Genomic DNA, 24321 nt, shown 5'->3' with positions numbered 1-24321 from the left:
GCGCGCCCACGACGGTCAAGATCAGCGATGAACCGCTCAGCGCGTACGCTGTCGCGTCGCGATAGCGTCACTATCCGCCGGATGCGTTGCGAGGTCGGCAACGACCTTGTGAGGATATTGGCCAAAGGGCCCGGCAGATTCGATGGAGACGTTTTCTCCCGTTTTTGCGACCAGTGACTGCAGGCGTTCGAACTCAACGTACCAAGTCGTTTCCATGTCCCCATCTCGGACCGGATCGCGCCTCTCTGTGGGATTTCCGATGCCGACGGCTACCTCCGTGTTGTCCGCTTGGGATCCGCCCGAAAGCTCGGACCCCATATCTCGGACTGGCGGGCTTTCGGAGAACAACCCGACCGTCCGTGACCTATGCTGTCATCAGCCTTCCGAGACCTCATAACCGAGACTGGCGAGACCTTCCAAAACGGCTGGCCGCCGCTCTTCCGCAGCGATGGCGCGGACTTCAGCCTCGATGGAGGAAGTCAGCGCGTGGAGACCGGCATCGCTGCGCCTCATCCGGGTTGTGACGCCAGCGGAAGCGGCGCGCTCCGCCATTTGTTGTCTGGCGTCCGATGCGAAAACACTGTGCTACGCCTAGCTCGGGAAACCCCCATAAGTGCGCAGGCCGAACGCGAGCTTTCACCGTAGCTGTTCGCTTGGGCGCGTTCCGATCCTGCGGCGCTGCCGGAGACCGAGGGCACATGACGACCGTCCGGGCCGCAAGCCGCCGAAGGCGCTTGAATCGGCCGCTGCGTCAAGTTGTACGCATCAAACGGAGGATATCCCACGAAGGCATAGGCAGATGAAGACGTCCTTTCTCGCGATCGTGCTATGTTCCGCTTTGAGTTTGCTTGAGCTCGGCGGGGGAGCGCTTGCGGATACGATCCGGCGCTACGACTGCTCGATAGACGGGGTTGACCGAGAGCCAATAGGTGATCGAGATGAGCACGTCATTGTCAGCCTTCAATATACCTGTCACGTGGCCGACGGGACATTGCGAGATGCGGGCATTACGGCGATTTCGGTCAGCGAGTTGAACGGTGAGAAAGGGACATCTTTAGCGTCTCTCGATCTTCACCGTACGATCGACGGATTTGCGGTTGGACAGCTCCTGGAGGGGATCGCCTTCCTTGTCATGCGGGACGAGAGATCTCTTGGCATAGCCGCGTCCGGTAAGATGGTCTTTAAATTCGCATCCGGCTCATTGGCGGCTCTGTCGGGAAAGACCGTCAATTTCACGACCAAGCCGGCCGGATTTGGTCGATTCGAGATGGAATTCGCAGATTGGCCTGAAGCCGCTGGTCCGAAATGAATAGGCGTCGCGCTGGCCGGTTGGCTTTCGGGGTAGGTCAAACCAGTGTGGTCTGGGCCGGAAATCGCAGCTCGAACGTCTCTTATGATGCTGGTCATGTTGCTAAGTTGACTGTGAGAATCTGCTCAACGCCTCTGCCGACGCGGACTGTCCAAGGCTCAGGCTCGCAGCGACGTCTAGACCTTATAGCGGGGACCAAATCGAGACGCGCACTCATTGCGTCCGGATGGCGAGGAGCCCTGGCGCCTCGATCGAGAGGCTGGAAGCTCGCGCGCGGGCAGACGGCCGCCGGCGAGCGTGCACCGTTCCATCAACTTGCCGATCCCACGATCGTCCGCGCCAAAAGCCTGACGGCGACAATGCGGCTGAATGCGTGACCACTGCATGCCAACTTTTTCGGCGAGTGCGGCGCCGACAAGAACCCCGGCCAATTCCACGGAGCGGCACCGTGATTTCGCCGCTCACAAGATTGCATGATCGTCGATGTCGCGCTGAGCGAGCCGTGTTGAACAGGGCCGGGCACCCTGATGCGCCCCAAGGTCAGCCGGCGCGGCCGCAGCTCGAGGTCCCGAGCTCTTGATCTTAATACGCAGTCCTGCCAGCCAGTTCGTAGGTTCACAGATGCAAGCTGCGGGTGTGGCGCAGGGGCGATCGCCAAATCCATAGCAGGGAGGCCGCGCCCAGCGCGCTGCTGGCCAGTAACGCAGCCCGCAGGCCAGATCCGGCACCGACCGCACCGCCAAGCACCGCGCCGAGTGGCGCAAGCCCCCACACCAGGCTCCGGATGCTCGCATTGACGCGGCCCAGCAGCCGAGGCGGGGACAGGGCGTATCGAACGGAGACCTGGTGCACGTTGTAGATCTCTTGACCAAACGACAGCACGAACTGGGACAGCGCCACGCAAATGACGGCCGCCGACCGCGGCTGCGTGATCAGCGCTGCCAGAGTCATGCCTGCCCCGCTGAGCGCCAAGGTGACCATCAATACCGGACCGAGGCCGATCACGCGGGCGGCCCACCCTGAGGTGACCGCGCCCCCAATACCACCAAGTGCGCCGACGCTGAGAACCAAGCCCGTGGTCCAACCGTCCAAACCAAGCTGTTGGGTCAAGTAAAGCAGAAAAACCGCAGAGTAAGCGTTGTAGCAGAAGATGAAGCTGGCGGTCGCAAATGTAACCGCTCGCAGAAAAGGATTGCCAAACACGGCCGTCAGTCCTTCCGCGATCTGAACGACGACCGAGCTCGATCCACTTGTCGGCAGCTCGGCCGTGCGTGCCGGCACTAGCGACAGCAGGACAGTGGCCAGCACGAAGGAGGCCGAGTCGGCGAGAATCGCGGTTGGCGCGGAGAACGCGCTGACCAGCAAGCCTGCCAGGAACGGACCGACTGTCACCACGCAAGACCTACTGAGTTGCCAGGAACTCTGCGCTCTGACGAGTAGAGCCCGATCGACGACCGTTGGCACGTACGCCAGATAGGCGACGTCGCCGATCACTGCAGCCGTCCCGACCAGGGTGGTTGCCATACACAGTTGGCCCATTCCGAGTTGGCCAAGGCTGGCGAGCAGCGGAATCGTTGCGAGCGTTGCTGCCATCACTAAATTGGCAGTCAATAGGATGCATCGGTGCGGGAGGCGGTCCACGATCACCGCGGCGAACAGGCCAATAATGAGGTACGGCGCCCGGCCGCAGGCGAGTAGCAGCCCGGTCTGCGCCGGGCCCGCTCCCAGCAGAGTGATCGCCGTCAGCGGTAGCGCCAGCAGCGTCACTTCGGATCCCAATTCAGAGACCGTGCGTCCGACGAGCAGCCCCAAGTAGCCACCCGGTAGCCCGCGAGATGGGCTGGAGATCTCGGTGGGATTCATGCGTCGACGGCAGGGCTCGCGGCCGATAGATAACCCAACCGGGTTAATTCACCGCCGGCGATACGCTCGAACTCCTCGATCTCCGCGCGTGTGAGATCCTGCGTGTAACGTCCGAGACGGCTGGCATGCGGCGGCTTCCCTGCGGGCTTGACCGCTGGGTTGCCGTACGGCCGTTCGAACGGCGCGTGCTCATGTTCGGCATGCCGCAGAACCGCCTCGTCCCAGGGCAGGTGCAGGTGATTTAGGATCTGCATCAGGCAGACACGGGGACAAGTCACCAGATCCTCATAGCGCACCTCGAGATAGCGCTCAGGCGGTGCGACCAAATGAGGCCGAGATACCAATTCAAGCCATCCGCGCGCGGCTTCGGGTATGGTCTGGTAACCCCAGTCTGGCACGGTTTTTACATGCGAGGCGGCAAGGTCCCGACCATCCCGTACGATGTGCACGAAATGCGCATCCGGCCATAGCTGGGCGAAGACGTCGATTTGGGTGATCTTGCGTTGCAGCTTCAGTCCCCAGCGCCGCGCGCCCTTTCGTGCCTTACGGAGTTCCCCGATCTCGTTCATCAGCCTGCATCTGTCGGCGAATGAAACGACGTCGCCGGTTGTCTCGTCCATCACCTTGATGACGAGCTTGCGTACGTCGTCGAAGTGGAGGCCAAACCGCTGGCATTGCACCACGAAGTGCGCGCCGTCATACCAGAACGGGTCGATCACACGTTCGGTGGTGCCGGTGATCCGCGGATCGCTAGCTGCGAGCAGGTCGATCGCTCCCAAAATGTGCGGGCCGAGATTGGGCGGTTCTAGGAAGTCGATCTCCGGCCCCACCACCAGGTCGGCATGCGAGTCCAGCATGGCGCTCAGCAAGGTGATGCCGGAACGGTTATCGCCACCGAGCAGCACTGGTGAGGTGGAGAACGGGTCGGCCTCGGGCATGGCAATGTTCCCTGTTCGACGGTTGGTGCTCACGCGCGGCTCGGCGCGGAAAACCAACGCCGGATCGAATCTGCAGTGGCAATGAAGTGATCACCGGCGAACCGCACGGCAGCGGCAGTCGGATCCGGATCGTCGGACGTAGCCTCTACCTGAGTCAGTACCGCCGGCACGGCGTGAGCGGCGGCTTCAATCGTGGCTCGCACGTCGGCATCGGAGAGCGCCGCGGACGGCATAAAACGGCCGCCGTACTGCATGAGAAAGCCGCGCGACGACATTTCCTGAAAGAAGGCATGACCAAGGTCGGCATTGGCAAACATCACGTCAAACATCGTGGGCCATGAGAACGCGCGCGCCTGAACCTTTTGACGAACGAAGATCTCGTTGAGACCGCTCATGAGTTGCTCGCCAACCTGTCGCATCCGCGCGAGCGCGGTGCCATCGGCAAGCGCTTCGAGGGTGCTGAGCGCTGCCGCGAAGGGGCTGATCTCGCCTTGACAAGTGTTCCCCATGTAGGTCTTTTCGGCGGCGTCGAGCACGTCTGCGCGACCTGCCATCGCCGACAGTGCCATGCCATTGGCCAGTCCCTTGCTACGTGTGATCAGGTCGGGCGTAAGGTCGATCGCGGTGTGATAGCCGCCGAGGCCGTAGCGGAATCCCGTCATCACCTCGTCCAGGATCAGCAGGGCGCCGTACCGGTGCACGAGATTCTGCAATTCCCGGTGATATTCGGGCGGGAAGAAGTTGACCTCGGGGGTGATGATCACAGCAGCGACAAGCTGCCCTTTGGTCAGTCTCTTGAGCAGGTCGAGGTCGTAATGGAAGTCGATACTGTCAAGGTCCCGGTCGGGTAGTCCCATCCCGGGACGGTCCTGTAAGTGCCAGTCGTGCCAGCCGTGATATCCGCTGGTAAGCACCAGATTCAGACCGGTATGCGCGCGAGCAAGGCGGACTGCAGCGGTCGTGGCGCAGGAGCCAGTGCGGAAAAATATCGAGCGTTGCGCGAGGGGGAATATCTCCGCCAACCGCTCGGCCACCTCGGTTCGATGCACGGACAACGGTCCGGGCAGAATGCCGCCGGTGCGGCGCATTTCTGCAGTCACGTGATCGACGACCGGTTCATATCCGGCTCCAAGCGGCGCAGCCCCGCTACAGGAGGTCAGATCCACATATTGTCTTCCGTCGACATCCCAGACATGCGCACCGCAGGCACGGCTCATGACGACCGGAAAACGCCGATTGAGATCCCATTTCTCCGACGCCGTGATCCGCAAGGCGCGGCGTAGCGCGGATTTGTGCCTATCCGTCGCGACCAACGTGCCACTGGGTGTGCTGGTGAACATCAACGATTCTCCGCTCGCGGCCGGTCAGACCAGCTGCGTTCTCCGAGCAATCCCACCGCATTCACCTGAATGGTGAAGGTTGGATTGACGCCCCCGGGATACGGGAAGAACCGGCCGTCAGCGCCGTAGACATTGTCGATATCGTGCACACGGTCCCAGCGGTCGACCACGCAGGCCTTCGGATCAATCCTCGCTCGACAGCCGCGCGGCGGCAGAACGGCTGGACCGCTGGGTGGCTCGAGTGGATCTGCGCCGGCCAGCCGGGCCATCCCGATCCGAAGTTCGAGCTCCTCGCAATCAGGGCGGAGGTCGGCGTAATCGATGGGCGAGATCAGGTCGAGCGCGTCGCCCGCGACATGGGTTTTCGCGTCGAAATCACCGGTGCGATATCGGAAGGCGATGGCGGCGTACAATGTCATTCCGCCGCCAGGCGCCGAAACGGTCCATGGCTGTCCGAACGGCGTCAATGTGCCGGCCGAAGAGCGCACCCGGACCGCGTCATCCCTGCCATTTTGGACAGTTGACAGTGAGGCGCCGGTGGGAAGCATGTAGTCCGCTTGGACGACGAGCCCCCGGAATCCGGCTCGGGCGATCTCATGGGCAGCGATCGAGCCACTGGCACCGCTGCCGACTACGCATACGTCAACGGCGTTGGACGTCATTGTCCCACCTGTGGCAAGGGACATCGGCCATGCGTCATGGCGACATGCCCACAAAAAGACTTAAGTCAAGACGGCTAACGAGAACTGTCAGCGACAGCTTTGAACTTGCGCACGCGTCAGACCGTCGCGACCTACTTTGAAACTCGTACAATATGACGCTCCGTGCGATTCAAGTGCCTTGAGCGCGGGGGGCGGGTGAATACGTTCAAGATCGGCTCAAACGAAAAGATATGAAAAATATGACCGGTATGCTCAAGGCAACTGACGGCTTGCGCGGCGATGGAGCAGCGGCAGCGAGTTGCTGAAGCATATCCGCCCCCGAGAGACCGCCTTGTTGTTGTGCGCACGCCATGATTATTACGGTTGGGTCTTGTGAACCATAGACCAGCAGCTATGCCACCAGCAGCTATGCCAAAAGGCACCTGCTGCAGGGTGGCCGCCGACAATACCTTTCGTTCCATACGCCGGCTTTTGAGTTCGAAGCGCGATTTGCATTGGCCTTGCTGCAAGAAAGGTCGTCATAGGATGCCTCGACTGCCCTCCCGGCATCGAGGACATGATCGAGCTTGCCGCCGCATCGAGCCTTCTGTGCGGCCGCCATGATTCGATCTAAGTCTCGTCGGCTTCTCGAAAGATTTAGCTCCTAACATGAGAAGCGGGGGAGTCCGGAGCTAGCCGTTCTGATTGCTCAATCGGAGGTGTGGAATGGACCCGTTTAACGTCATGAAGGCTTCAAGTACGGCTTCTTCTGGCATGTCGCGCGCAAGGCCAGAACGGCTGCAAGTGAACCAAGCCGCCCTTGAGCCGCGCCTGAGGAAAGCCGCACAGGGGCGGCCAAGGCAAGCCGATGCGGAGCTCTCCCCTCATATTGCGTCTGCCCTGAACGCGGCCGAGATCGGCACAGCGTCTCAGCAGCCAGATGAGAAACTGATCGTTGTTTCCAACCGTGTTTCGACTTTCGACCCTAACAAACCCAAGACGGGTGGTCTTGCCGCGGCCCTTGAACCCGTCGTTGAACGTTCTGGCGCTATTTGGATTGGGGTTTCGCCGACCCTAAGCGAGGGCAGCGAGCAGGTAACTGCCTTTGAACAGCACGGCAAGGGTCAAGTTGCAAAGATAGAGGTGCCGGCCGACGACTATGCCGGATTCTATTATGGATTTTCAAATTCTACTCTGTGGCCGGCATTTCATTCGCTGACCGAGCGGATGTCCCCCGCATCGGAGGAAAGTTATAAGAGTTATCGCGACGTCAACTGCGCCGTGGCGCGCGCGCTGTCGCGCCTTGAAAGTCGAAGCGCGATCTGGGTGCATGATTATCATTTCCTTCCCCTCGGCAGCGAGCTGCGCGAGCTCAAGATTGAGCAGCCGATCGGCTTTTTCCTACACACGCCATGGCCGAAGCCTGATGTGATAGAAGAGGTGCCCCATCATGACGAACTGATGGAATCGATGCTGGCCTACGACCTTGTCGGCTTTCAGACCAGCTGGGATCTCGATAATTTCCTTTCTTGCCTCCAATCGCATCTTGGGCTCGAGAGCAGGAGCGATGTTGTGATCTCGGCCCGCGGCTTGACCCGGTGCCAAGTGTTTCCGATTGGTGTCGATCCGAAGCAGTTCGCAGACTATGTTGTGGAATCGCTGACCAAGCATCGAGAGAGGATTTCGTCGGTGCAGTCCAAACTCGATGGCACGAGGCTAGCAATTGGCGTCGACCGGCTCGACTATACGAAGGGTATCGACAACCGGATCAAAGCTTTCGATCAGTTGCAGACAGATAAGCCGCACAGCATCTCGCTGTTGCAGATCGCGCCCCCTTCGCGCAGCGATATTCCAGCATACAGTGAATATCAGGGCGATATCGACGGCCTCGTCGACGACGTCAATCGTAAGCATGGAACGGGCGACGGCTGGAGGCCGATTCTCTATGAGAAGGACCACGTCTCGCAGGTGGAGCTCGCGGGCCTTTACCGCACCGCGGAGGTTGGTGTGGTGACGCCGCTGCGTGACGGCATGAACCTGGTGGCGAAAGAATACGTTGCTGCGCAAGATCCGGACGATCCTGGCGTGCTGGTATTATCGAAGTTCGCAGGCGCGGCAGAAGACCTCAACGAAGATGAGGCGCTGCACGTGGATCCAACTTCTCCTGAGAACATCGCGGCCGCGATTTCAACAGCCATGGAGATGCCACGCGAGGAGCGCATCGAACGCTGGCGAGCGATGAGCGACAAACTCGAGGCGTATACGATCCACGGCTGGTCGAAGGACTTTCTTCGCGAGCTCGGCCACAGTCTGGTGAGAGTGCCAGCTGATCAGTTTCGATATCTCGGGTTCGGTTGGATCAACGATGCCCAAATGCCCATCTACGCGACGGCTGAGGAGTTGAATGTCGCGGTGAATCATGTGCAGGATATGCGTTGGGTCTTGTCTTCGAGAATGCGCGCAGACCAGAGGGGAGGCGGGCCCATCTGATCAACCAAGGTCCGGTTCATTAAGGCGCAATGAGATTGGGGTGAATCATCATCGCGCCTTAGGTTATTTGAGCGTGATCTCCGCCCAAACGCGTTCCGCATTTTGCCACGAAGCAAACCCGCTTCACCTTTTCCGGATCATGCTCTAGGACAATCCACATTCAGGAATGTCTGCATTGAGTCCAGAATCAATGACTTCCGGATTATTGTTCGGGCTGCGTGGATGGGTGTGAAACGCTGTGCACTGTCCGATCGCGCCGTTGCCGCCTGACAAGGTGGGCGATCCCGACTGCAGCGGCGCCGACAAGCCGCTGTCTGTGAACCGCGTGTTCTCCGGGCGCCGGATCAGGTGTAAACGCCCCACCGGTACTGAGCTTGCTAGACCTGCGGGTCTTGCAGATCAGCCGGGCAGAGTAGAACTAAACCATTATTGAACTAAACAATGCATGCCCAGCTTCGTGTTGGACTGGGCAGGCGTCGACTTCTTACAAATCAGGCGGCCGATGCTATTGGTTTGGCGAATTCGCAGGTTCGGCAAAGCAAAAAGCCGTCCATTCCGTGCATACGATCGACAACTTCGCGGAACGTCGGTCCTTTGAAGAGATCTTGATATTCATCGCGAAGAAGATTGCCCAAGATGTGGCGTCGTTCAAAATCCATGCAGCAGAGCGTAACGTCGCCGTTTGGGAGAAGAAGATTACGATGTTCTCGTTCGTCGGGACATGTCAGTGCTCCGGCGATCGGCTGTCGTGCCTCAACGATCTTTGGATCGACACTTCCGCCCCTGCTGCTCAGCGGACGCGAGCGAATCAGCGCTTCCTCGGGGATTATCTCGACAAGCTCGGGATGGACTTCTCCCATGACGACGAAAAGCATGGATGAAATGTCTGCGTCGACCAATTGACGTATCAAATCGACAAATTTGCGCCTGACGAGGCGGCTGTTCATGTGCGTGCCGTCATCGAAGACGTGCACCAGGAAAATCCGGAATTGCAGCGCTTGCAAGCGTCGTAGATTCCGCTCGTTCATTCCTACGAGTGTCGTGGAAATCCGAATGCCATGGCCAGCTTCGTAAGCATGCTCAACCATTTCGGTGCAAGCCGGGTTGAGCCAGGGCTCCGAGTACCCGGAAAAGCTGATATCGACAGCTGCTGGTACGTGCGCCAGGCATTTCTTGAAATCGTCGAGACGAAGATGCTTTGCATGAGACACGGCTCTCTGCCGTTCGGCGAACTTGGCCTGTGGACAATAGGAGCATCCGACGACGCAGCCCGTGGTCGTCGTTATCTCCAAAACCCGGCCGCCAGGAGGAATTGCAGCGCGCAGGTCCTGTAAATTCGTCGGATATGAATCAACCATTTGTAGGGTGGTCTCCCAAATGTCCGGAACATCGAGCGTCCCGACGCAGCCGACTTGCGTCCTTCATAGGGGCTTACTCATGCATGTTCTCGGACGATGGTCGATAAAGGCGACACAGCTGGGGCCAAAACGCAGCTGGATCGAGGTTATTCCACGTTCTAGGGGTCTCTCGCTGCATCCAGTTGAAATGCCAAGGGGTGCGGATGTGCGGGAGTAAGCGCGCCAAGGCCGGGACCTAATCATCGTCGGTATTTCGGCGAGTTCGGTAACCGCCGGCGCAAGATCCACTCCTCAGTTCGCCGACATTGGTCATTGTTCTAACCTCTTGCGATAGACGTTAGGCCTTGACGTTGAGCCTTGGCAGCTGCGCAACAATGGGCAGTCAAATACGATCCCGAGGATTGTCACAACCGGCGTCGGGCCGCTTCATACGATCGAGATCGTACAATATGACGCCACGTACGATTCAAGCTCTCTCGGAAACGAACGGAAGGGAAAGTGCACTTTATCCATTGAACCTGACTGCTTCGCCGTGGGAATGAGCACTCGATGGTAATGAAAGGACCGTGCAGTGCCTGATCCGTCCTCTGGACTGACGGCTCAAACCGGTGAGTGCAGAACGAGACGACCCTTGACGTGTAAGACTTCATGCAAAAGCTTATCAGCGCGGCGCAATTGCGAGAGCTCGCTCGTGTCGAAGGTGCCTCGTCGATCTTCCGGCTCCAGCTAAGTTGCTCGCCGGCGAAACGGCGGATGATGCGCTTCAAATCGGCGACAAGCTGAAAAGCGGGCCCATACAACGCTCGCTAGGCAAGCGTTGATTCTGTTGGAGATTTTTCGATGTAAACAAGTCGAGGCGCCTGCACTTTGAAGCATAGCCCGCAAATGACATTTTCTGAAAGCATCCAATTGCGCACGCTTGTCGCGGGCCGCTGGTCATTGTGAGTAGAGATGAGCAGAGGCTGCCGTACCAACGGTCTTGGTCAGCTAGGTGGCCTGGATGCCGATGCAGAGTTGACGTTTGTTCGTCGTTGGCGGCTAGGGGGCCAGTTACCGCCCATAAGACGACCAGGCAAGCGCCAGCATAAAGGTGGAGGCCCGTCCTGCGGCCTCAGGGGTGCGGCTAGCCAGGTCGCCAAAGAGATCTGCCGTTCTTCCTGCCCTTGTCGATCCTCATGGCCAAACATTTGCGTCTTCACTCCAGGACCGGGTTTAATCTCGCAAGCCCATCGACGTTCCCGCTGTTCAGTGGCCGAGTTTTACCTTCAAGTACTCGTTTCGCGGCGGACTGAAATTCCTAGTCCGCGCGTGCTTTGATCTCCGGCAGGGGCGGCTTGCGCTCAAAAGGCTTCTTTTTAGGCGGCGCGGGCAGCAATCCTTCTCGGATCGCCTGCTTCCGAGCGAGCTTGCGGGCCCTCCGAACAGCTTCAGATTTCTCGCGGACCTTTTTTTCCGACGGCTTTTCATAGGACCGCCGCTGCTTCATTTCCCGAAAGACGCCCTCTCGCTGCATCTTCTTCTTAAGAACACGGAGTGCCTGCTCGACATTGTTGTCTCGGACAAGTACCTGCAATTAATCCTCCTCGATGGGGCTGCGAATTGCGACACATCCTGCACGGCAGCCAATTGCGCAGGAGCTTCGTTGCGATTTCGAGGATGGTGGCGTTGACGTTCGTCGCCAGCTTCGAACAACCACCGTCTTGCAGCCCTGTCAATCGATAAAGCCTGCTTGCACGTCGCACGCGCTTGTCCTGCCGGATGACCAGCATCCGGTCTCCATTGTGCTTCGCCTCATGATAGTGCCAACTCCAAACGGCCGCCGATCGGCGCGTCAAGCGCGGCCGATCTCAACGACCTCGCTGAGCTTGTTTTCGGCGTCGTAGATCTTGACTTGAAGCCGAGGGAATCGGTTCTTCAACTGTGTGCCAGCTTCCAGGGCGCTCAGTTTCGCGGTGAAGGTCGCCTTGACATGGCCGTCGACGATTAAGGCATAACCAGTCCTCAGGGGCTCAATCGATGCCTTGGTGGTGCGGGCGGACGCTACTGGCGCCGCCAGCCTGCGCTTCTCGCGCATGGGAAAAACTCCGCTTGTCGGGGACTCCTAATCAACTGCCCGCGGTCCCCAAGGTTCCCGTCACCAGATGCGCGCCAATCGGCTCCTGACTACCAGCTTCCATGTCCCGCGGGAGCCTTTCAAAGTTTGAAAGGGGCCATACCCGAGACGGTAAAATCGTTGTCAGCGTTCTGGTCTCGTGTTGCGAGTGTTGGCACATAAAAAGGCCCCAGCTCTTAGGGGGCAGGGGGAGAGCTGGGGCCGTCAAAGTACCCTTCGAGAAGGGTATTCAGAAACCCAGCACGCGCGAGAACGTTCCCGAGAAGTCGGATTAGATTCCCATCACCCACATTGTGAATGTCCTCAATAGGCAAGGCGCCCATTGGACCGAATTATGCGCTCGGAGGCACCTTCAGGCTATCTTAACCGCGAGCGGCTCGCCGAGCCGACGGCGCCGATACGGTCACTTAGGCTTGGGTGGTGCGGGCGGCGGCTCAAACACGGGCAGCAGATTGTTATGCAAGATGTTCCCGAGATATCCGCCTAGCGAGCTATCGTTGAAGAGGCTGATGCTCCGCATGGTGTCCAAGATGTAGTGGAAGCGAGTCGAAAGCCTCGATCCAGGTAGTCCCTTATTCGCCCAGTTGGGGCCCCAGACAATCACCTGTGAGACGGCACTAATCACGGGGGCGATCAGGGCTGACTCATTGCCCTCAGACTCGATGATTGTCCGTATCACGAGCATGGTGTGCTTCTCACCATGCCATCGCATCACCCTTGAAAGCCGATCCAGCGCCTCAGGTGTGATCGGTGGTGTGCGTCGAGCGCAGCCAGCGGCCTCTTGGCGGCCTCCAGCGCCGTGCCCGTCTCCATGAGACCCAAGCGGACGCGGATGCGCACCGCTCGTTTAGGACTCGTCAGCATGCATGCGAGACCCAGGTCGACCAGAAACGCGCGGAGCATTGCCCTCTCTCCGGTAGGTGGATGAGAGCTTCTCATACTCCTAATCGAAGAGCCGTCCTTAATTCTGCCGCTTTGAATTTTAACCCGCGAAGAGAAGATACTCCCGTGTTTGAGCTCCAAGAGTAAGTCCAGCTGACATACTCAGACTTACTTCAACGAAGTCTCGTTGCGCTTCATGCAAAGTGAATCTTTGACGCTCGACGTGTAAGAGACCTTTGACAACCTAACCGCGTGAGCTATTCTGAGTGCTGGGCGCTCCTTGGGAAACTGGCAAGGAGGATTGCATGTCCGCGTTGATTAGACAGGTAGCTCTGGTTTCTTTATCCCACACTGTACCCGCGCGCGCTGTGATGCAGATATCAGCCGCCCTGCAAAAGCAGGCTACGCGAGATCTTGGTCCTGTGTGGGGGATTTCGGCGACCGTCGACGCCTTCGAGCAGTTGGGCCAGGTCCCGGTCGGGACATGGCCGATCGTCATAGGGGGCAGAGTCCCTCCCGGTGCTGGCGGCTTTCACACGGACAAAAACGGCCAGCCGTTATCGCTCGTGCGCGCAAATCCCGATATCGACGTGCTCTGCCAAACGTGTAGCCACGAAATGATCGAAATGCTGGTCGATCCGTTCGGGAGCCGGTTCGTTCCGGGCGACTCTCCGATGCCGGATCAGGGGCGGGTGAACTTCCTCCTTGAGGCTTGCGATCCCTCCGAAGCAGCGCAGTTCGGATACACGGTCAATAACCTACTCGTGTCAGACTTCTACACGCCGCACTATTTCGATCCGGTGCAGTCGAGCGGCGTGAGATATTCGTTCACTGGAGCGATAACCGAGCCAAGGCAGGTACTTGAGGGCGGATATCTGTCCTGGCAAGACCCGACTTCGAACCATTTTTTCCAAGAGCGAAGAATTGACACGGACGAACCGGAATTCGAGGACTTGGGTATGCCGACGGACGCCAGGATGACGCCGCGTGAGTACATAGACAGAATGACGGACAAGTTCACGAACGAAGCGATCGGTGTCGGACGAAAGTCGGCCTCCATGGCGTCGAACCTCAGTCCGGAAAAACTCGACCATGCAACGAACTCGCAAGCGCAAGTTTGGGAGGAGCTTCTGGAGAGACTGTCGGGTAGGGGAGACAGCCGACGTGAGGAACGTCCCCTCGAAGCGGTCCGCCGCCCACCGCGAGCCCCCAAAGCCGCGTGATGCTGTGCGTGCCGCTTGCTGGAATTGTCATGCGAGCATGAGATCGCAATGAATAAGCGGACGACACGAAAGCCCAGCAAAAAGGCAGAGCATGCGGACCGGGAGCGCGAGCTACGAGATTTGATCGAGCAAGTCGAGAATAGAACGAGCGCTGATACGCCCCCGGAGGACGAGAGCCCGCACGATTTCGTCGAAAGGAAACGGCGCGAGAGGCCAAAGCCGGAGGATGGCTAATGGCTTTGCTTAAGTCGACTGAGGTGCCCGTGCCCTACCATCTCGCGGAGAAATCCCGCTGTTTCAGACCTTGCCTCGTGGCATGGCAGGAGAGAGGCGGCGGGCACTTTTTTCTGTCACGAGGGCCGTCGTCATTTTCGACGGCTGATTTGAGACTTTGCTGAGATTGCACTTGTGACGACAAAATTCGGTCGGATCGCGGCTTGCGGAGCGATTGCGACGCAGGAAAAATCGTCGTCGCAGGCAAAGGTCAAGGAAAGGTCGCGAGCGTCTTCAGCGATAACAAGACGTGAGGCGGAATGGCTCGTTTACGCGATTTAGAATTGCGTCCATAGTTACACAACATTTTTTGAAGTTTTCGATTTCAGATTCTGGGGAGGTAGATTGTGCCCCGTCAAACCAATCTTGGTGAAGTCGCTTACCTCTTCGCGTCGGCCTTTCTGGTCGTCTCAGCGCCGTACGCCGCTCACGCAGCGTCAATAAAATCGACAATAATGGAGGTCATCGGGCCGCTGACCGATGACGATGGAGAGGAAGCCACCAACATCAGCGGCGTGAGCTGCCTGCCGCCCGTCGGCGCAAAGCACGTTTGCCTCACGATCGATGATCAAGGACGGCTGGCCCAGGCTTCGACGATCGAGGGATCGAGGCTCACGGGTGCGGGCAAGATCCGGATCATCGACAAGGACGCCGCGCCCGCCGACATTGTGGGAAAAGAACCGCACGTACACGAGTGCTCGAACAAGGTCGACAAGTTCAAGGATTTGGACGGCGAAGCCGTCGCGCATTATCAAAATGACTTCTACGTTGTCGGATCACACGGAGGCTCGCGCAAAAGCAACAAATTCCGTGCCTCGTCCTTCATATTGGCGCGAGTTCCAGGCGACATGGTTGCGAAGGCGGCGGCCGCCGGTCCGAAAGGCCCGATCGAGAAGGGCCGGGTCGCCACGAGCTATCGCTTGTCGGAGGCGCTTCTGATCGCACCTCATGCGAAAGCATTCTTCACGCGGGATCTGATGACGGGCAACGGCCTTAACGTCGAAGGCCTCGCCGTGGTCGCTGGCAAGCTTTACGCGGGACTGCGAGCGCCGGTGATCGGGACGAAAGCGTATCTGGTCGAAGTGGATCTGGATGCACTTTTCGATGCGGGTCGCTCAATGTCGCTTGGAAAAGAAGTTCGTGAGATCGAACTCGATTTTCTTGAGGGGCGCGGCATCAGGGATCTTGCAGTTCTGGCAGACGGTCGGCTCCTTATTTTGAGTGGACCGGCCCAGGCCGAGGGCATTTCGTTTGCGCTGCATGCAATAGACCCAAAGAATAGTTCATTCAGCCCTGTCGCGATCATCGATGATATCCCACTCGATTGGAAGGCAGAAGGACTTCACGTGCTTGGACAAGACCAGTCCGGTCTAGAGCTCATGATCATGTTCGACGGACCGAAGAGCGGCGCGCCGAGGCGATACAACATCAATTGAAGTGATTTCCGACGCTGGAGTTACCGGACCGTCGTCATCGCGGGGAATGCTTGGGACGGCCGCGGTCGCTCCCGCAGCAGAAGCGGAGCCGCAACGGTGGTGACTAAAGCTCAGTGGAGGCCGATTTCTAATCTTTGATTCCAAAAATTGATAGGTGACCGTCATGTATGGGCACGAAGCTTTTATTTTCGAACCTGCTGCAGCATCAAAGAAATATCGCAATTGGGATGGTGTAGCGAGCGCCCTTCTCAAGATGAAAATGAATCATGCCTGGATCAGAGGGCACGGCAAGGATGGTCTGTTCGAGGTTAAAGATAATCTCGGCCTGGTTGGGGCCTTGCGTAAAGCTGATATCAAAGTCCTTGTTTGGGGTTGGTGTCAGGGCGAGGCCCAACTCGACAAAGACATCAAGAACGCTGCAGATGCCATCGCCAAATTTGACCCCGACGGGTACGTCGCCGATATTGAGCAGGGCGTTGGACGGAGAAGCCCAACCGCTCGACCTCATCGCCCCGCAGTTCGATGCTGCGTCGGCGTTAGCCGCCATCACGCCTCGCATCATTGCAACCGCAAAGGCCTCGGCGATCGCTCGATACGACTGGAAGAACCGCGGTCCGGCTTGCATCGGTTACACGGCCGGGATGGCGGTCGCCTACGCGGCAGCGTAGGCCAGGTTACAGGCGCATGATCCGGTTGCAGACCGGATGTCGCGCGCGCTGGAGCCGGCTTTTCGTGACCCTCGCGGGCATCTGAAGGGCGATGCGCTGACGTGGTACGATGACCAGTTTAAGACAATTGGCATGGGCGCTGCGACGTCGCTGGAGCGGCTGCGGCGGCTATTCGTGCTGTTGCTTGGCCTTGGAATGCGTGAAAGCAGCGGGCGCTACTGCGAGGGCCGAGATCGTAGCGCACAGAATAGAAGTGCCGACACGGCCGAGGCGGGTCTGTTTCAGATAAGCTTCGATTTGCTCGCCGCACGTGCGGAGCTGCTTGACATCTTTCACCACTATCAGAGCAATCCGGAAGCAGGATTGCGCGAGATTTTTGACGAAGAAATGTCGCCGCGTCCACGAGCAAAGGACCTCGAGAATTTCGGTCTCTCCACCTCGCCCGGCTTTGCGCTCCAGAAGCTCAGCAAGGAATGTCCGGCGATGACAGTGGAGATCGCCGCCCTGGGACTGCGGGAAGAGGCGGGGCACTGGGGGCCGATCATCAATCATGCCGCCGAGGTGCGATCTGCGAGCAAGGAGTTGTTGCTGACCGTGGAGGGGATCATTGACGCGCCGATGACCGCAGCAACAGAGAGCGTGATTACGGCTTTGGGTGCAGCCGTCATGGAAGACGGTCGTAGCCGCCCGGAGATCGCCCGGTTCTATTCGCAGCGCGTCGATCTAGCCGACTTGTTGCCTATCAACAAGCATCTTTCAAGCGCGAAAGAGGAGACCATGATCTCCCTGCTCGGCGCTCCGCACCTCCCGCTGACGACCAATTGCCAGAACGAGCGGGCATCGGACCTCGTCAAGCGAAACCTCGTCATCGAACGCATGTCGCCGCTCTTTCGATTGCAGGGCCTAGAGCCGGCGATAGCCGACCTGAAGATCGTTCTAGCGCAAGCTTTCGCCGCGGAGCCGGACCTTGAGAGCGTATTGTCGACCGAGGGCATGCTCTGCGTGCGTATGCGCAAGCCGACCGACGGCTCCGTCAGCACGAAAATCTCCAATCACGCGTGGGGAACGGCAGTTGATTTCAAGATTGTCGGGTTCGAAGCCCCGGCCAATACCGGCAGGACGGTGCCGCGGTTCATTGCGATCCTAATCCCCTTGCTCAATGCCGCGGGATGGTACTCCGGGGTAGGCTTCCGCGACACCATGCATTTCGAAGTCTCAGAAGAGCGTATCCGGAAATGGTCGAACGACCACGTGTTCAGATGACGCCTAACACGACAAATGAAACCGGCTTCGAACTTGCGATAAGGTCGGTTTCTTGGGGCGAGGCGGAATTTTCCATCGAGTGCTGCTTGGACGCACTGATCTGCCAGTCGCCTCGCTCGGTCAAAACGCATTTCTTTGAATATTAACGCGATCTCTGGCCAAGCTCATGAGCGGGTAACCGAATTGAGGGAAACCGCCGTCACTCGATATTTTCGCGTTGTCGTGTTCAGACCGTGTTCGATTTTAGACGCTTGTCCTGAACCGAACGCTTGCGCGCAAGTATTTCGTCGGTGCGGTGCGAAGCAGATAGTTTCGCTCATCCCCAAGCAAGACTGGCGGGCCGTCTTCGATGGCACGCCAATTGCTGGAATTGAAGAAGGATGCGCAACATGTGGTGGTCTCATTGTCCAGGATTTGAATTACGCGTGCTCGACTGATCTAAGTGAATGCGATGGACGCTGCACCGCCCGGTGCGGCGCCTGGAGGTTCGCTGCGGCATGTAGGTGCTGCTGTCGTTATCCGTGCCGAACTATCAAAGTCGCGTCGGTGTCGCCGAGCCGATGGCAACGCAGGATGTGACTGCGTGGGGCCGGGGGCAGCGAATCCGGGTGCTGATTAAGGTGCACGGCGCCCATATCGAACCCGAACAGAATGTCATCCCTCTGACGCCAGCGTGTCGTCGCGTCCTTCACACGAACGCTAAAGGATTCTCCATAATGCGCGCGCCAAGCTATTCCGAGGCACTGGAGTTTGCGATTGACCGCTCGTACGAAATCAACCTCGACATGCTGAGGGCGCGCAAACTGCACCTTGACACCTACAACGATTATCTCGTCAGCACATATCCACCCCTCAAAGCAATGGGAGAGCTGAATGCCGAAAAATTGTTGAGTGAGATTACCTCGTCAATTGATCTCTATTTTCACATCCCCTTCTGCAATCAGTATTGCACCTTTTGTCACTTCGCCAAGGAAATCAACCCGCGTTCCGGGCGAGTGGAACGTTATCTGGCGGCTCTCAATAAGGAAATGAGTTGGTCGGACGCGGCGCTTGCCGGTAGGGAAATTGAGACAGCATTCTTTGGAGGTGGCACCCCCTCAATCTTGACCAACCCACAACTCAAGACGCTATTTGACATGATCAGACAGCGCTTTGATCTATCGAAGTCCGAAGTAAGTTTCGAATTACACCCTTCTCTTGGGAAGCAAGCGGACGCCGCAGATCGCATATCCACAATGCTAACAGGCGGCGTAAACCGCTTCGTGTTGGGTGTTCAAAGTCTCGATGAAAACATTCTGCGCATATTGAACCGCGGGCACCGTGTGGACGAGGTGAGACAACTCGTAAAATTGCTGGATGAGCTGGGCGTTCAGAATCTATCGCTGGACCTTATCTATGGGCTGCCGCAGCAAACGCTCCGGAGTTGGTATGATTCGCTCATCGGTCTCCTGGATATGGGAGCGGAGAAGTTCAACATCTTCCCATTGTTGTTCAAATCGACGGACCCCGTAGCCCGCCATTTGAGCAAAGGGCGCTACCAATTCGCTGGGGCAAAGGAACGCATCATCATGCATTTCATGGCGGAGCACATCCTTACGCGGCTTGGCTATCGTCATGGCCCAATCTTCTGTTGGACCAAGAAGTCTCAGCCGCACTCTGTCCAGCAGCGCCGCAAATACGATTCCTGGAACGACAACAACCTGATCCCATTTGGGGCTGGCGGATTTGGCTACATGAGTCAGTGCCAGTTCTACAACGAGGCAGACTTAGATCGCTACTTACAACGGGTTGAGTTTGGCGCGAAGCCGGTGTGGAAGGGCGTCGTCCTGTCGCAAGACGATCTGATGCGCAGAACGGTGATGCTCGCGTTGCGAAGTAGCGGAGTGTCGCTTTTTCGTTTCGAGAAGGAATTTGGCGTGTCCATGGAAGAATATTTTCGTCGCGAGCTTAAAAAACTAAATGAAGCGGGACTCGTCAGTATTTCAAACGAAGGCGTGCTTACGCTAACCACCTCGGGCATCATCAATTCGGGCGCGGTATCGCTGCAATTTTTCTCCAACCATGTGCTTGATCGAGTCGCGCGCACCGACAGCAGGATCTTAGACAAACGAAAAGATCTTATCGAGAAGCACGACTACTCACCGGCCGCCCGATACGGGGCGACTGCCGAAATGCAAGCTGTTTTTAGCCAGGGCCGGTGAGTGCTTGCTATGGTCGGCAGTATTTCCCCTTCCGCCCAAGAACCGCTTCGCTACTGCGCGCAAGACATATTTCTCATGTGACCGATAGCGTTGATCCTCGACAACGAAAACGACCGCTTGGGCGATTCAGCAACTTTGTCGTCGATGAATTGCCACATCGTATTGCGGAGATCAAAGGCAGCGAGCGGCCGGATGAAGCGGTTAGGGCACTCGGTCGCGCTATCAGCGCGATTGTGGCTGACACGGACTATGATGCGCTGTTGCGCCGGCTACCGCAGTCCGATTTCGAGATCGCTAAGACAGACATCCAGTATCTCACCAATTGTGCCTATCACTTGTCCGCGTTTGCCGGCCTCCATCCCGAAGACGCCGAATTGACGGTAGGGGAAGCGCTAGGTCGTCTTGCCCGCTTAACCCGTCAGCGGCAGCCTGGCATTGATGTCCTCTCCTATGAGGATATGATACTTACGAATCCGGTGCAGAACGATCCGCGTGTATACTGCCTCGGAGTGGCCGGCGTCGAGGAACGAGATTTTTGCTTAGGCCATCAATTCATCGAAAGCGAATTACAGTTGGCGATCGATGCTCCGCTCGCGTTGCGAGATGCCGCTGACGCGCGTCAATGTCTTGCGCTGTGCGTGGAGCACCTTGAGGCAGCCAATCATGTCCTGAGGCGCTTTGAACATATGTCGCCGGATCTATTTGGCCAATTCCGCGTGTTTTACGCAAAGAATCCTTACAAGAATAGGCTTGGCCCAAGCGGCAGATTCTCTGCCCGTATTGTGGCTGTCTCAGTGCTGCTGATCGGCAAAGAGCTTTTCCTTCAGAAACCGCAATTCTTCACGGATGTATATCGACTGTCCGAATACTATCCGCAGGCGTACATTCACGAAGTATTCCGCTGGTTGGCGCAGGACAAGGAAGGCGCGTGTCTCAAGCCAGGTTGGCTGGAAGGAAAAGCAGTCTTTCCTGGGGGTGCAACCATTTCACCCGTCATTGAGCACGGCGACAATGAAGTCCGAAGGCTGTGCGACTCCTGTGTTCCAGCGTTGGATCGGTTTACCCTGATGCACCATACCACGGCTTTGAAATATACGGTCGAGCCTGGTCGACCACTTGTCGGAGTTGAGGCATCTGAAAGTATTGACGCTGTCCTTTTGCAGCGGCTCTTGCCGACGGCGCGTCAATAAGCTTGAGGGTGCTATCTGCGTGGACAAAAGGATAATGACGGGAAAAGGGCAGGCCTCTGATGCCAGTCAGCAGCGGATGTCGATGTCTCACGACGAGGTGATCTTTCGTCGCTTTGAGTCAGGGGATGCCGATGATGTGTGGCATCTGCATAGAGCTGCATCCGAACATGGTGGTGCACGTGGCCCAGAAGGCGCGTGGGAGGATGATTTAAGCAATGTAGGCGAAGTATATATCAGGTCGGGCGGCTACTTCCTAACTGCCTATATTGGTTCCCGACTCGTCGCCATGGGAGGATTGAAGCCTGTTGATGTTGACGTTGCACAGCTGAAGCGTATGCGGGTCGATCCGGCCTTTCGACGACGAGGGTTTGGAAGGCGCCTCCTTCGTGAATTGGAATTGAGAGCCGTTGCTCTGGGGTTCAAGTGCATCGTGCTCGATACGACAACGATCCAAGTAGCGGCTCAAAAACTCTATGAGACCGCCGGCTATGTTCGCCGCAGGCAAGGGATGCTGCACGGATATTCAGTCATTTTCTACGTGAAGCGGCTGGCAGACCAGGATGAGGCTCGCCGTTTGACCAAGTAAGTTTGCGAGGCTGGAACGTTCCATTCCAGCGCTGTAGATCAGCTTCATGACGCATTGAAGCAACGTGAGATGCTGCGTTTGTGGCGCGGGCCTATCAACAGATAACGCGCCGCCGCGCAAGCCGCGCGCACGCTTATCCGTCCACTCATGTCCGTCCACGCATGTCGCACCTCCCCTACTTGCTGCTCACTTCCATCAGATGCTGGTTAGCGGTCCCCTTCGTCATGCCCTCTAAGCCAAGCCCACCTGCACGTCTGCTTGTCTAAACATCACTTGGAGCAACGGATGAGCCGGACGCGGCGATGCAGGCAGGGAAAGGCTGCTGATGGGTGAGACAATGCGAACACCGCGCGGAGTGTGCTTCGCAGCTCTGAACCCTCTGCGCTTGTCATCTTAAGGCACCAAATAGTGCTGATCCCATTCGGGTCTGGGGACTGGCGTCCCGAGGGTATAGCTAAATGACCGAATTGTTAGGCCGTCGTCGCTCGTTTCGCAGCGATACGCGACGTGGTACCACACGCCGCGGCTTCGCAATGCGGCGCCGCCCGCGGCTATGGCATGGCCGCGAATGACCGGATCCGCGAAAGCATAGGCGACGAATTCATCGGGCCGAAAGCCCTGGTGCTCGCGGCCGATCGCTCCCATCGCGCGTGCATCGCAACGCTGCTCAAGTCGCGTTTCCGGAGAGAGCTTCAGCATCTGCTCTTCGGTGGATTTGGCCGCATGGGCAATCCGAGGCAGGGCGAGAAGGACGAGGTAGGCCGATAGGAGGTATCGTCTCATGTTCAACTTTGTTATCGAGGTCGACGGCTGTCACCTCAATCTGGAACGGCGTGCTCGCCGCGGGAAGTCGTGCCGCTCTCATGAATGTCTGTGCGGGCTGCACCTTTTGAAGGTAGACAGCAGTCGCCCATACAATGCTTGTGTTCGGCAACATTACGGCCGTACCTGACGGATTTTGAAATCTTGGCAGTATCCGAGAGCTGGACGGTCTGTTTTGAACGCAGGAGAGCAGTTCAGGTAAGGGGAATAGGGCCGCCCATGCTGGCACGACCCCAGCAGGGGCCGAAGCAACCGTTCGCGGGAGCGTCAGCAGTCAGACGCGTTCGAGGTGCGCGACGGGTTGATGCTTTCCGGCGGTATCGGCGAGGAGCGCCGCGAGTGCCGCGCACTGGTTGCGAATGTCAGGTATCGCGATGATCTCCCAAAAGGCCGCGCGCGTGAGCGGACCCACCGCGAATAGGCGGTGCGAAGCCGTGCCGGCGCGGCTGATGACCGCACAATTGCGATCAGTCTCGATGCCAATGCAGAGCGGATCGACGCGGCAAAGGCCACGATCGAATAGACTGCGCACGGCCGGATTGAGCGTAGCGCGCGGATCTTTGACGATGCCGGTGCAATCGACGACGGCGCCGACCTGTATGTCGACAGGATTGGCATCGCCCCGCCTGCGGTACTTCACTCTGGCGCCGGTCGTGTTGGGCTCGACGCTGATCACCTTTGCTGCCATCAGGGCGAGCTGACCTCTGTCAAGCGTCTGGGTGATGCGTGCTCCGACTTCCGGAGCCATCCGATGACGATGCACGTCCCACCAAGCGCGCGCATGTTCGAGAAAGCGGCGTTTCGATGCCAGCGGAAGCTCATGCCACAGCCGTTGGGTATAGGGTCGAAGGCCGTCGATGACGCTGCGCCAGTCGCCGCCTTGGGCCGCATTCTGGTCTATGCGATCACGAAGCCAGCGCAGCAGGTTGCTAATGCTGGCGCCGAAAGGAACATCCCCCTCTTCAATTCGCAAAGCATCGATGTGGCGGTGGGGTTTTGCGAGCAGGCCGCGCCGTGACATCGCGATGATCGGCCCGCGATGGCCGTCGCGCAATAGCGACAGAACGTAGTCGACCATGGTAAGCCCCGTGCCCAGGATCAGTACGGTGGCATCGGTGTCGACGCCAGCAGTCGACGGTGGTGCCCAGGGATTCGCATGAGCCGGCCGGTTAGCTCTCGTATCATGTCCGGTTGCGAGAACGACTGTGTCGGCCATCAGCAATCGCCCGTCAGCCAGCTTGACCGACACGAAGGCAGGACCTTCGTTGATATCGACGCAAGTCCCGTGCACGATCGACAAACGCGGTGCGTCCGTCGGCTCAGATGTCTGCTGCTCGAGCAAACTGGCGATGTAGTCGCCATAGACGCGTCGTGGCACAAAGCAATAAGGATCGCGGTACAGCGACGCGTCCGCGTCACGCGAGGTCAGCCAACGCCAGAAGTGATCCGGTTGGTCGGGCAGCGCGCTCATGTTTGAGGCGCGTACGTTGAGCAGGTGATCAGGATTGCCCGTGTGATAAGCAATGCCGCGTCCGATGTCGGAACGCTGTTCGATCAGCGTGACGCGTAGATCGCTGGTTGGCTGATGCAGCAATTGATAGGTGAGCAGGACACCGCTGGCGCCGCCACCGATGATCATCACGTGCCGTGCGCTTGAAATCGTCATGCTACCACTCTATCGATCAAGGCCTGGAGCACATGTGCGGTTGCCAAGGCTCATCATTG

At 58.2% G+C, this 24321-nt stretch carries 18 protein-coding genes; 8 read left to right on the top strand and 10 right to left on the bottom strand.

The window, feature by feature from the left end:
- The first annotated feature begins 799 nt into the window (after positions 1-799).
- Positions 800-1309, top strand: coding sequence for a hypothetical protein (locus SO140_RS24260; RefSeq protein ID WP_498540601.1), 510 nt, complete (start codon positions 800-802; stop codon positions 1307-1309).
- A gap of 615 nt (positions 1310-1924) precedes the next feature.
- On the opposite strand, the gene SO140_RS24255 is transcribed toward SO140_RS24260, so the two are convergent.
- From SO140_RS24255 to SO140_RS24240, 4 genes are read right to left on the bottom strand one after another with little or no spacing between them, the layout of a single operon-like run.
- Positions 1925-3121 (bottom strand): MFS transporter, encoded by a 1197-nt coding sequence (locus SO140_RS24255; protein WP_498543299.1) that lies wholly within the window; start codon positions 3119-3121, stop codon positions 1925-1927.
- A 47-nt stretch (positions 3122-3168) separates the two neighbouring features.
- The gene (locus SO140_RS24250) at positions 3169-4110 is read right to left on the bottom strand and encodes a sulfotransferase family protein (protein WP_498543298.1); all 942 of its coding nucleotides are present in this window, start codon (positions 4108-4110) and stop codon (positions 3169-3171) included.
- A gap of 29 nt (positions 4111-4139) precedes the next feature.
- Positions 4140-5450, bottom strand: a complete 1311-nt coding sequence (locus tag SO140_RS24245) for an aminotransferase class III-fold pyridoxal phosphate-dependent enzyme (RefSeq protein WP_498543297.1) — start codon at positions 5448-5450, stop codon at positions 4140-4142.
- On the bottom strand, positions 5450-6112 hold the full coding sequence (locus tag SO140_RS24240; RefSeq protein ID WP_498543296.1) for a GMC oxidoreductase: 663 nt from the start codon (positions 6110-6112) through the stop codon (positions 5450-5452). The genes SO140_RS24245 and SO140_RS24240 overlap by 1 nt, the downstream gene beginning before the upstream one ends.
- A gap of 705 nt (positions 6113-6817) precedes the next feature.
- On the opposite strand from SO140_RS24240, the gene SO140_RS24235 reads away from it, so the two are divergent.
- Complete coding sequence (locus SO140_RS24235; protein WP_498543295.1) at positions 6818-8581, top strand: alpha,alpha-trehalose-phosphate synthase (UDP-forming); 1764 nt, start codon at positions 6818-6820, stop codon at positions 8579-8581.
- A gap of 491 nt (positions 8582-9072) precedes the next feature.
- On the opposite strand, the gene SO140_RS24230 is transcribed toward SO140_RS24235, so the two are convergent.
- The 3 genes from SO140_RS24230 to SO140_RS24220 all read right to left on the bottom strand — a co-directional run bounded on the left by SO140_RS24230 (position 9073) and on the right by SO140_RS24220 (position 12013).
- Entirely contained in the window at positions 9073-9939 is an 867-nt protein-coding gene (locus SO140_RS24230) for a radical SAM/SPASM domain-containing protein (protein ID WP_498543294.1), read from the bottom strand.
- Positions 9940-11236: 1297 nt separating this feature from the next.
- On the bottom strand, positions 11237-11512 hold the full coding sequence (gene rpsU / locus SO140_RS24225) for a 30S ribosomal protein S21 (RefSeq protein WP_498543293.1): 276 nt from the start codon (positions 11510-11512) through the stop codon (positions 11237-11239).
- A 258-nt stretch (positions 11513-11770) separates the two neighbouring features.
- Positions 11771-12013, bottom strand: a complete 243-nt coding sequence (locus tag SO140_RS24220) for a hypothetical protein (protein ID WP_498543292.1) — start codon at positions 12011-12013, stop codon at positions 11771-11773.
- A gap of 1226 nt (positions 12014-13239) precedes the next feature.
- Between SO140_RS24220 and SO140_RS24215 the strand changes: the two genes are divergently transcribed.
- A complete protein-coding gene (locus tag SO140_RS24215) occupies positions 13240-14157 on the top strand; it encodes a hypothetical protein (protein ID WP_498543291.1) in 918 nt (305 codons plus the stop codon).
- 620 nt (positions 14158-14777) lie between these two features.
- The gene (locus SO140_RS24210; protein ID WP_498543290.1) at positions 14778-15866 is read left to right on the top strand and encodes a DUF3616 domain-containing protein; all 1089 of its coding nucleotides are present in this window, start codon (positions 14778-14780) and stop codon (positions 15864-15866) included.
- A gap of 205 nt (positions 15867-16071) precedes the next feature.
- On the opposite strand, the gene SO140_RS24205 is transcribed toward SO140_RS24210, so the two are convergent.
- Positions 16072-16491, bottom strand: a complete 420-nt coding sequence (locus SO140_RS24205; protein ID WP_498543289.1) for a hypothetical protein — start codon at positions 16489-16491, stop codon at positions 16072-16074.
- A gap of 79 nt (positions 16492-16570) precedes the next feature.
- On the opposite strand from SO140_RS24205, the gene SO140_RS24200 reads away from it, so the two are divergent.
- The 4 genes from SO140_RS24200 to SO140_RS24185 all read left to right on the top strand — a co-directional run bounded on the left by SO140_RS24200 (position 16571) and on the right by SO140_RS24185 (position 21774).
- On the top strand, positions 16571-17797 hold the full coding sequence (locus SO140_RS24200; protein WP_498543288.1) for a M15 family metallopeptidase: 1227 nt from the start codon (positions 16571-16573) through the stop codon (positions 17795-17797).
- A 503-nt stretch (positions 17798-18300) separates the two neighbouring features.
- Positions 18301-19998 carry a coproporphyrinogen-III oxidase family protein gene (locus tag SO140_RS24195; RefSeq protein ID WP_498543287.1) on the top strand — a complete coding sequence of 566 codons (1698 nt, stop codon included), beginning with the start codon at positions 18301-18303 and terminating at the stop codon, positions 19996-19998.
- Between the two features lie 77 nt (positions 19999-20075).
- Entirely contained in the window at positions 20076-21188 is a 1113-nt protein-coding gene (locus SO140_RS24190; protein ID WP_498543286.1) for a hypothetical protein, read from the top strand.
- A gap of 34 nt (positions 21189-21222) precedes the next feature.
- The gene (locus SO140_RS24185; protein ID WP_498543285.1) at positions 21223-21774 is read left to right on the top strand and encodes a GNAT family N-acetyltransferase; all 552 of its coding nucleotides are present in this window, start codon (positions 21223-21225) and stop codon (positions 21772-21774) included.
- A gap of 393 nt (positions 21775-22167) precedes the next feature.
- Here the strand turns inward: SO140_RS24185 and SO140_RS24180 are convergent, their stop codons facing one another.
- Positions 22168-22419, bottom strand: a complete 252-nt coding sequence (locus SO140_RS24180; protein WP_498543306.1) for a DUF930 domain-containing protein — start codon at positions 22417-22419, stop codon at positions 22168-22170.
- 451 nt (positions 22420-22870) lie between these two features.
- Complete coding sequence (locus SO140_RS24175) at positions 22871-24262, bottom strand: FAD/NAD(P)-binding protein (RefSeq protein ID WP_498543284.1); 1392 nt, start codon at positions 24260-24262, stop codon at positions 22871-22873.
- Between the last annotated feature and the right edge of the window lie 59 nt (positions 24263-24321).

It is taken from the genome of Bradyrhizobium sp. UFLA05-108 (assembly GCF_059803455.1).
This window is presented reverse-complemented; position numbering and strand designations above follow the sequence as displayed.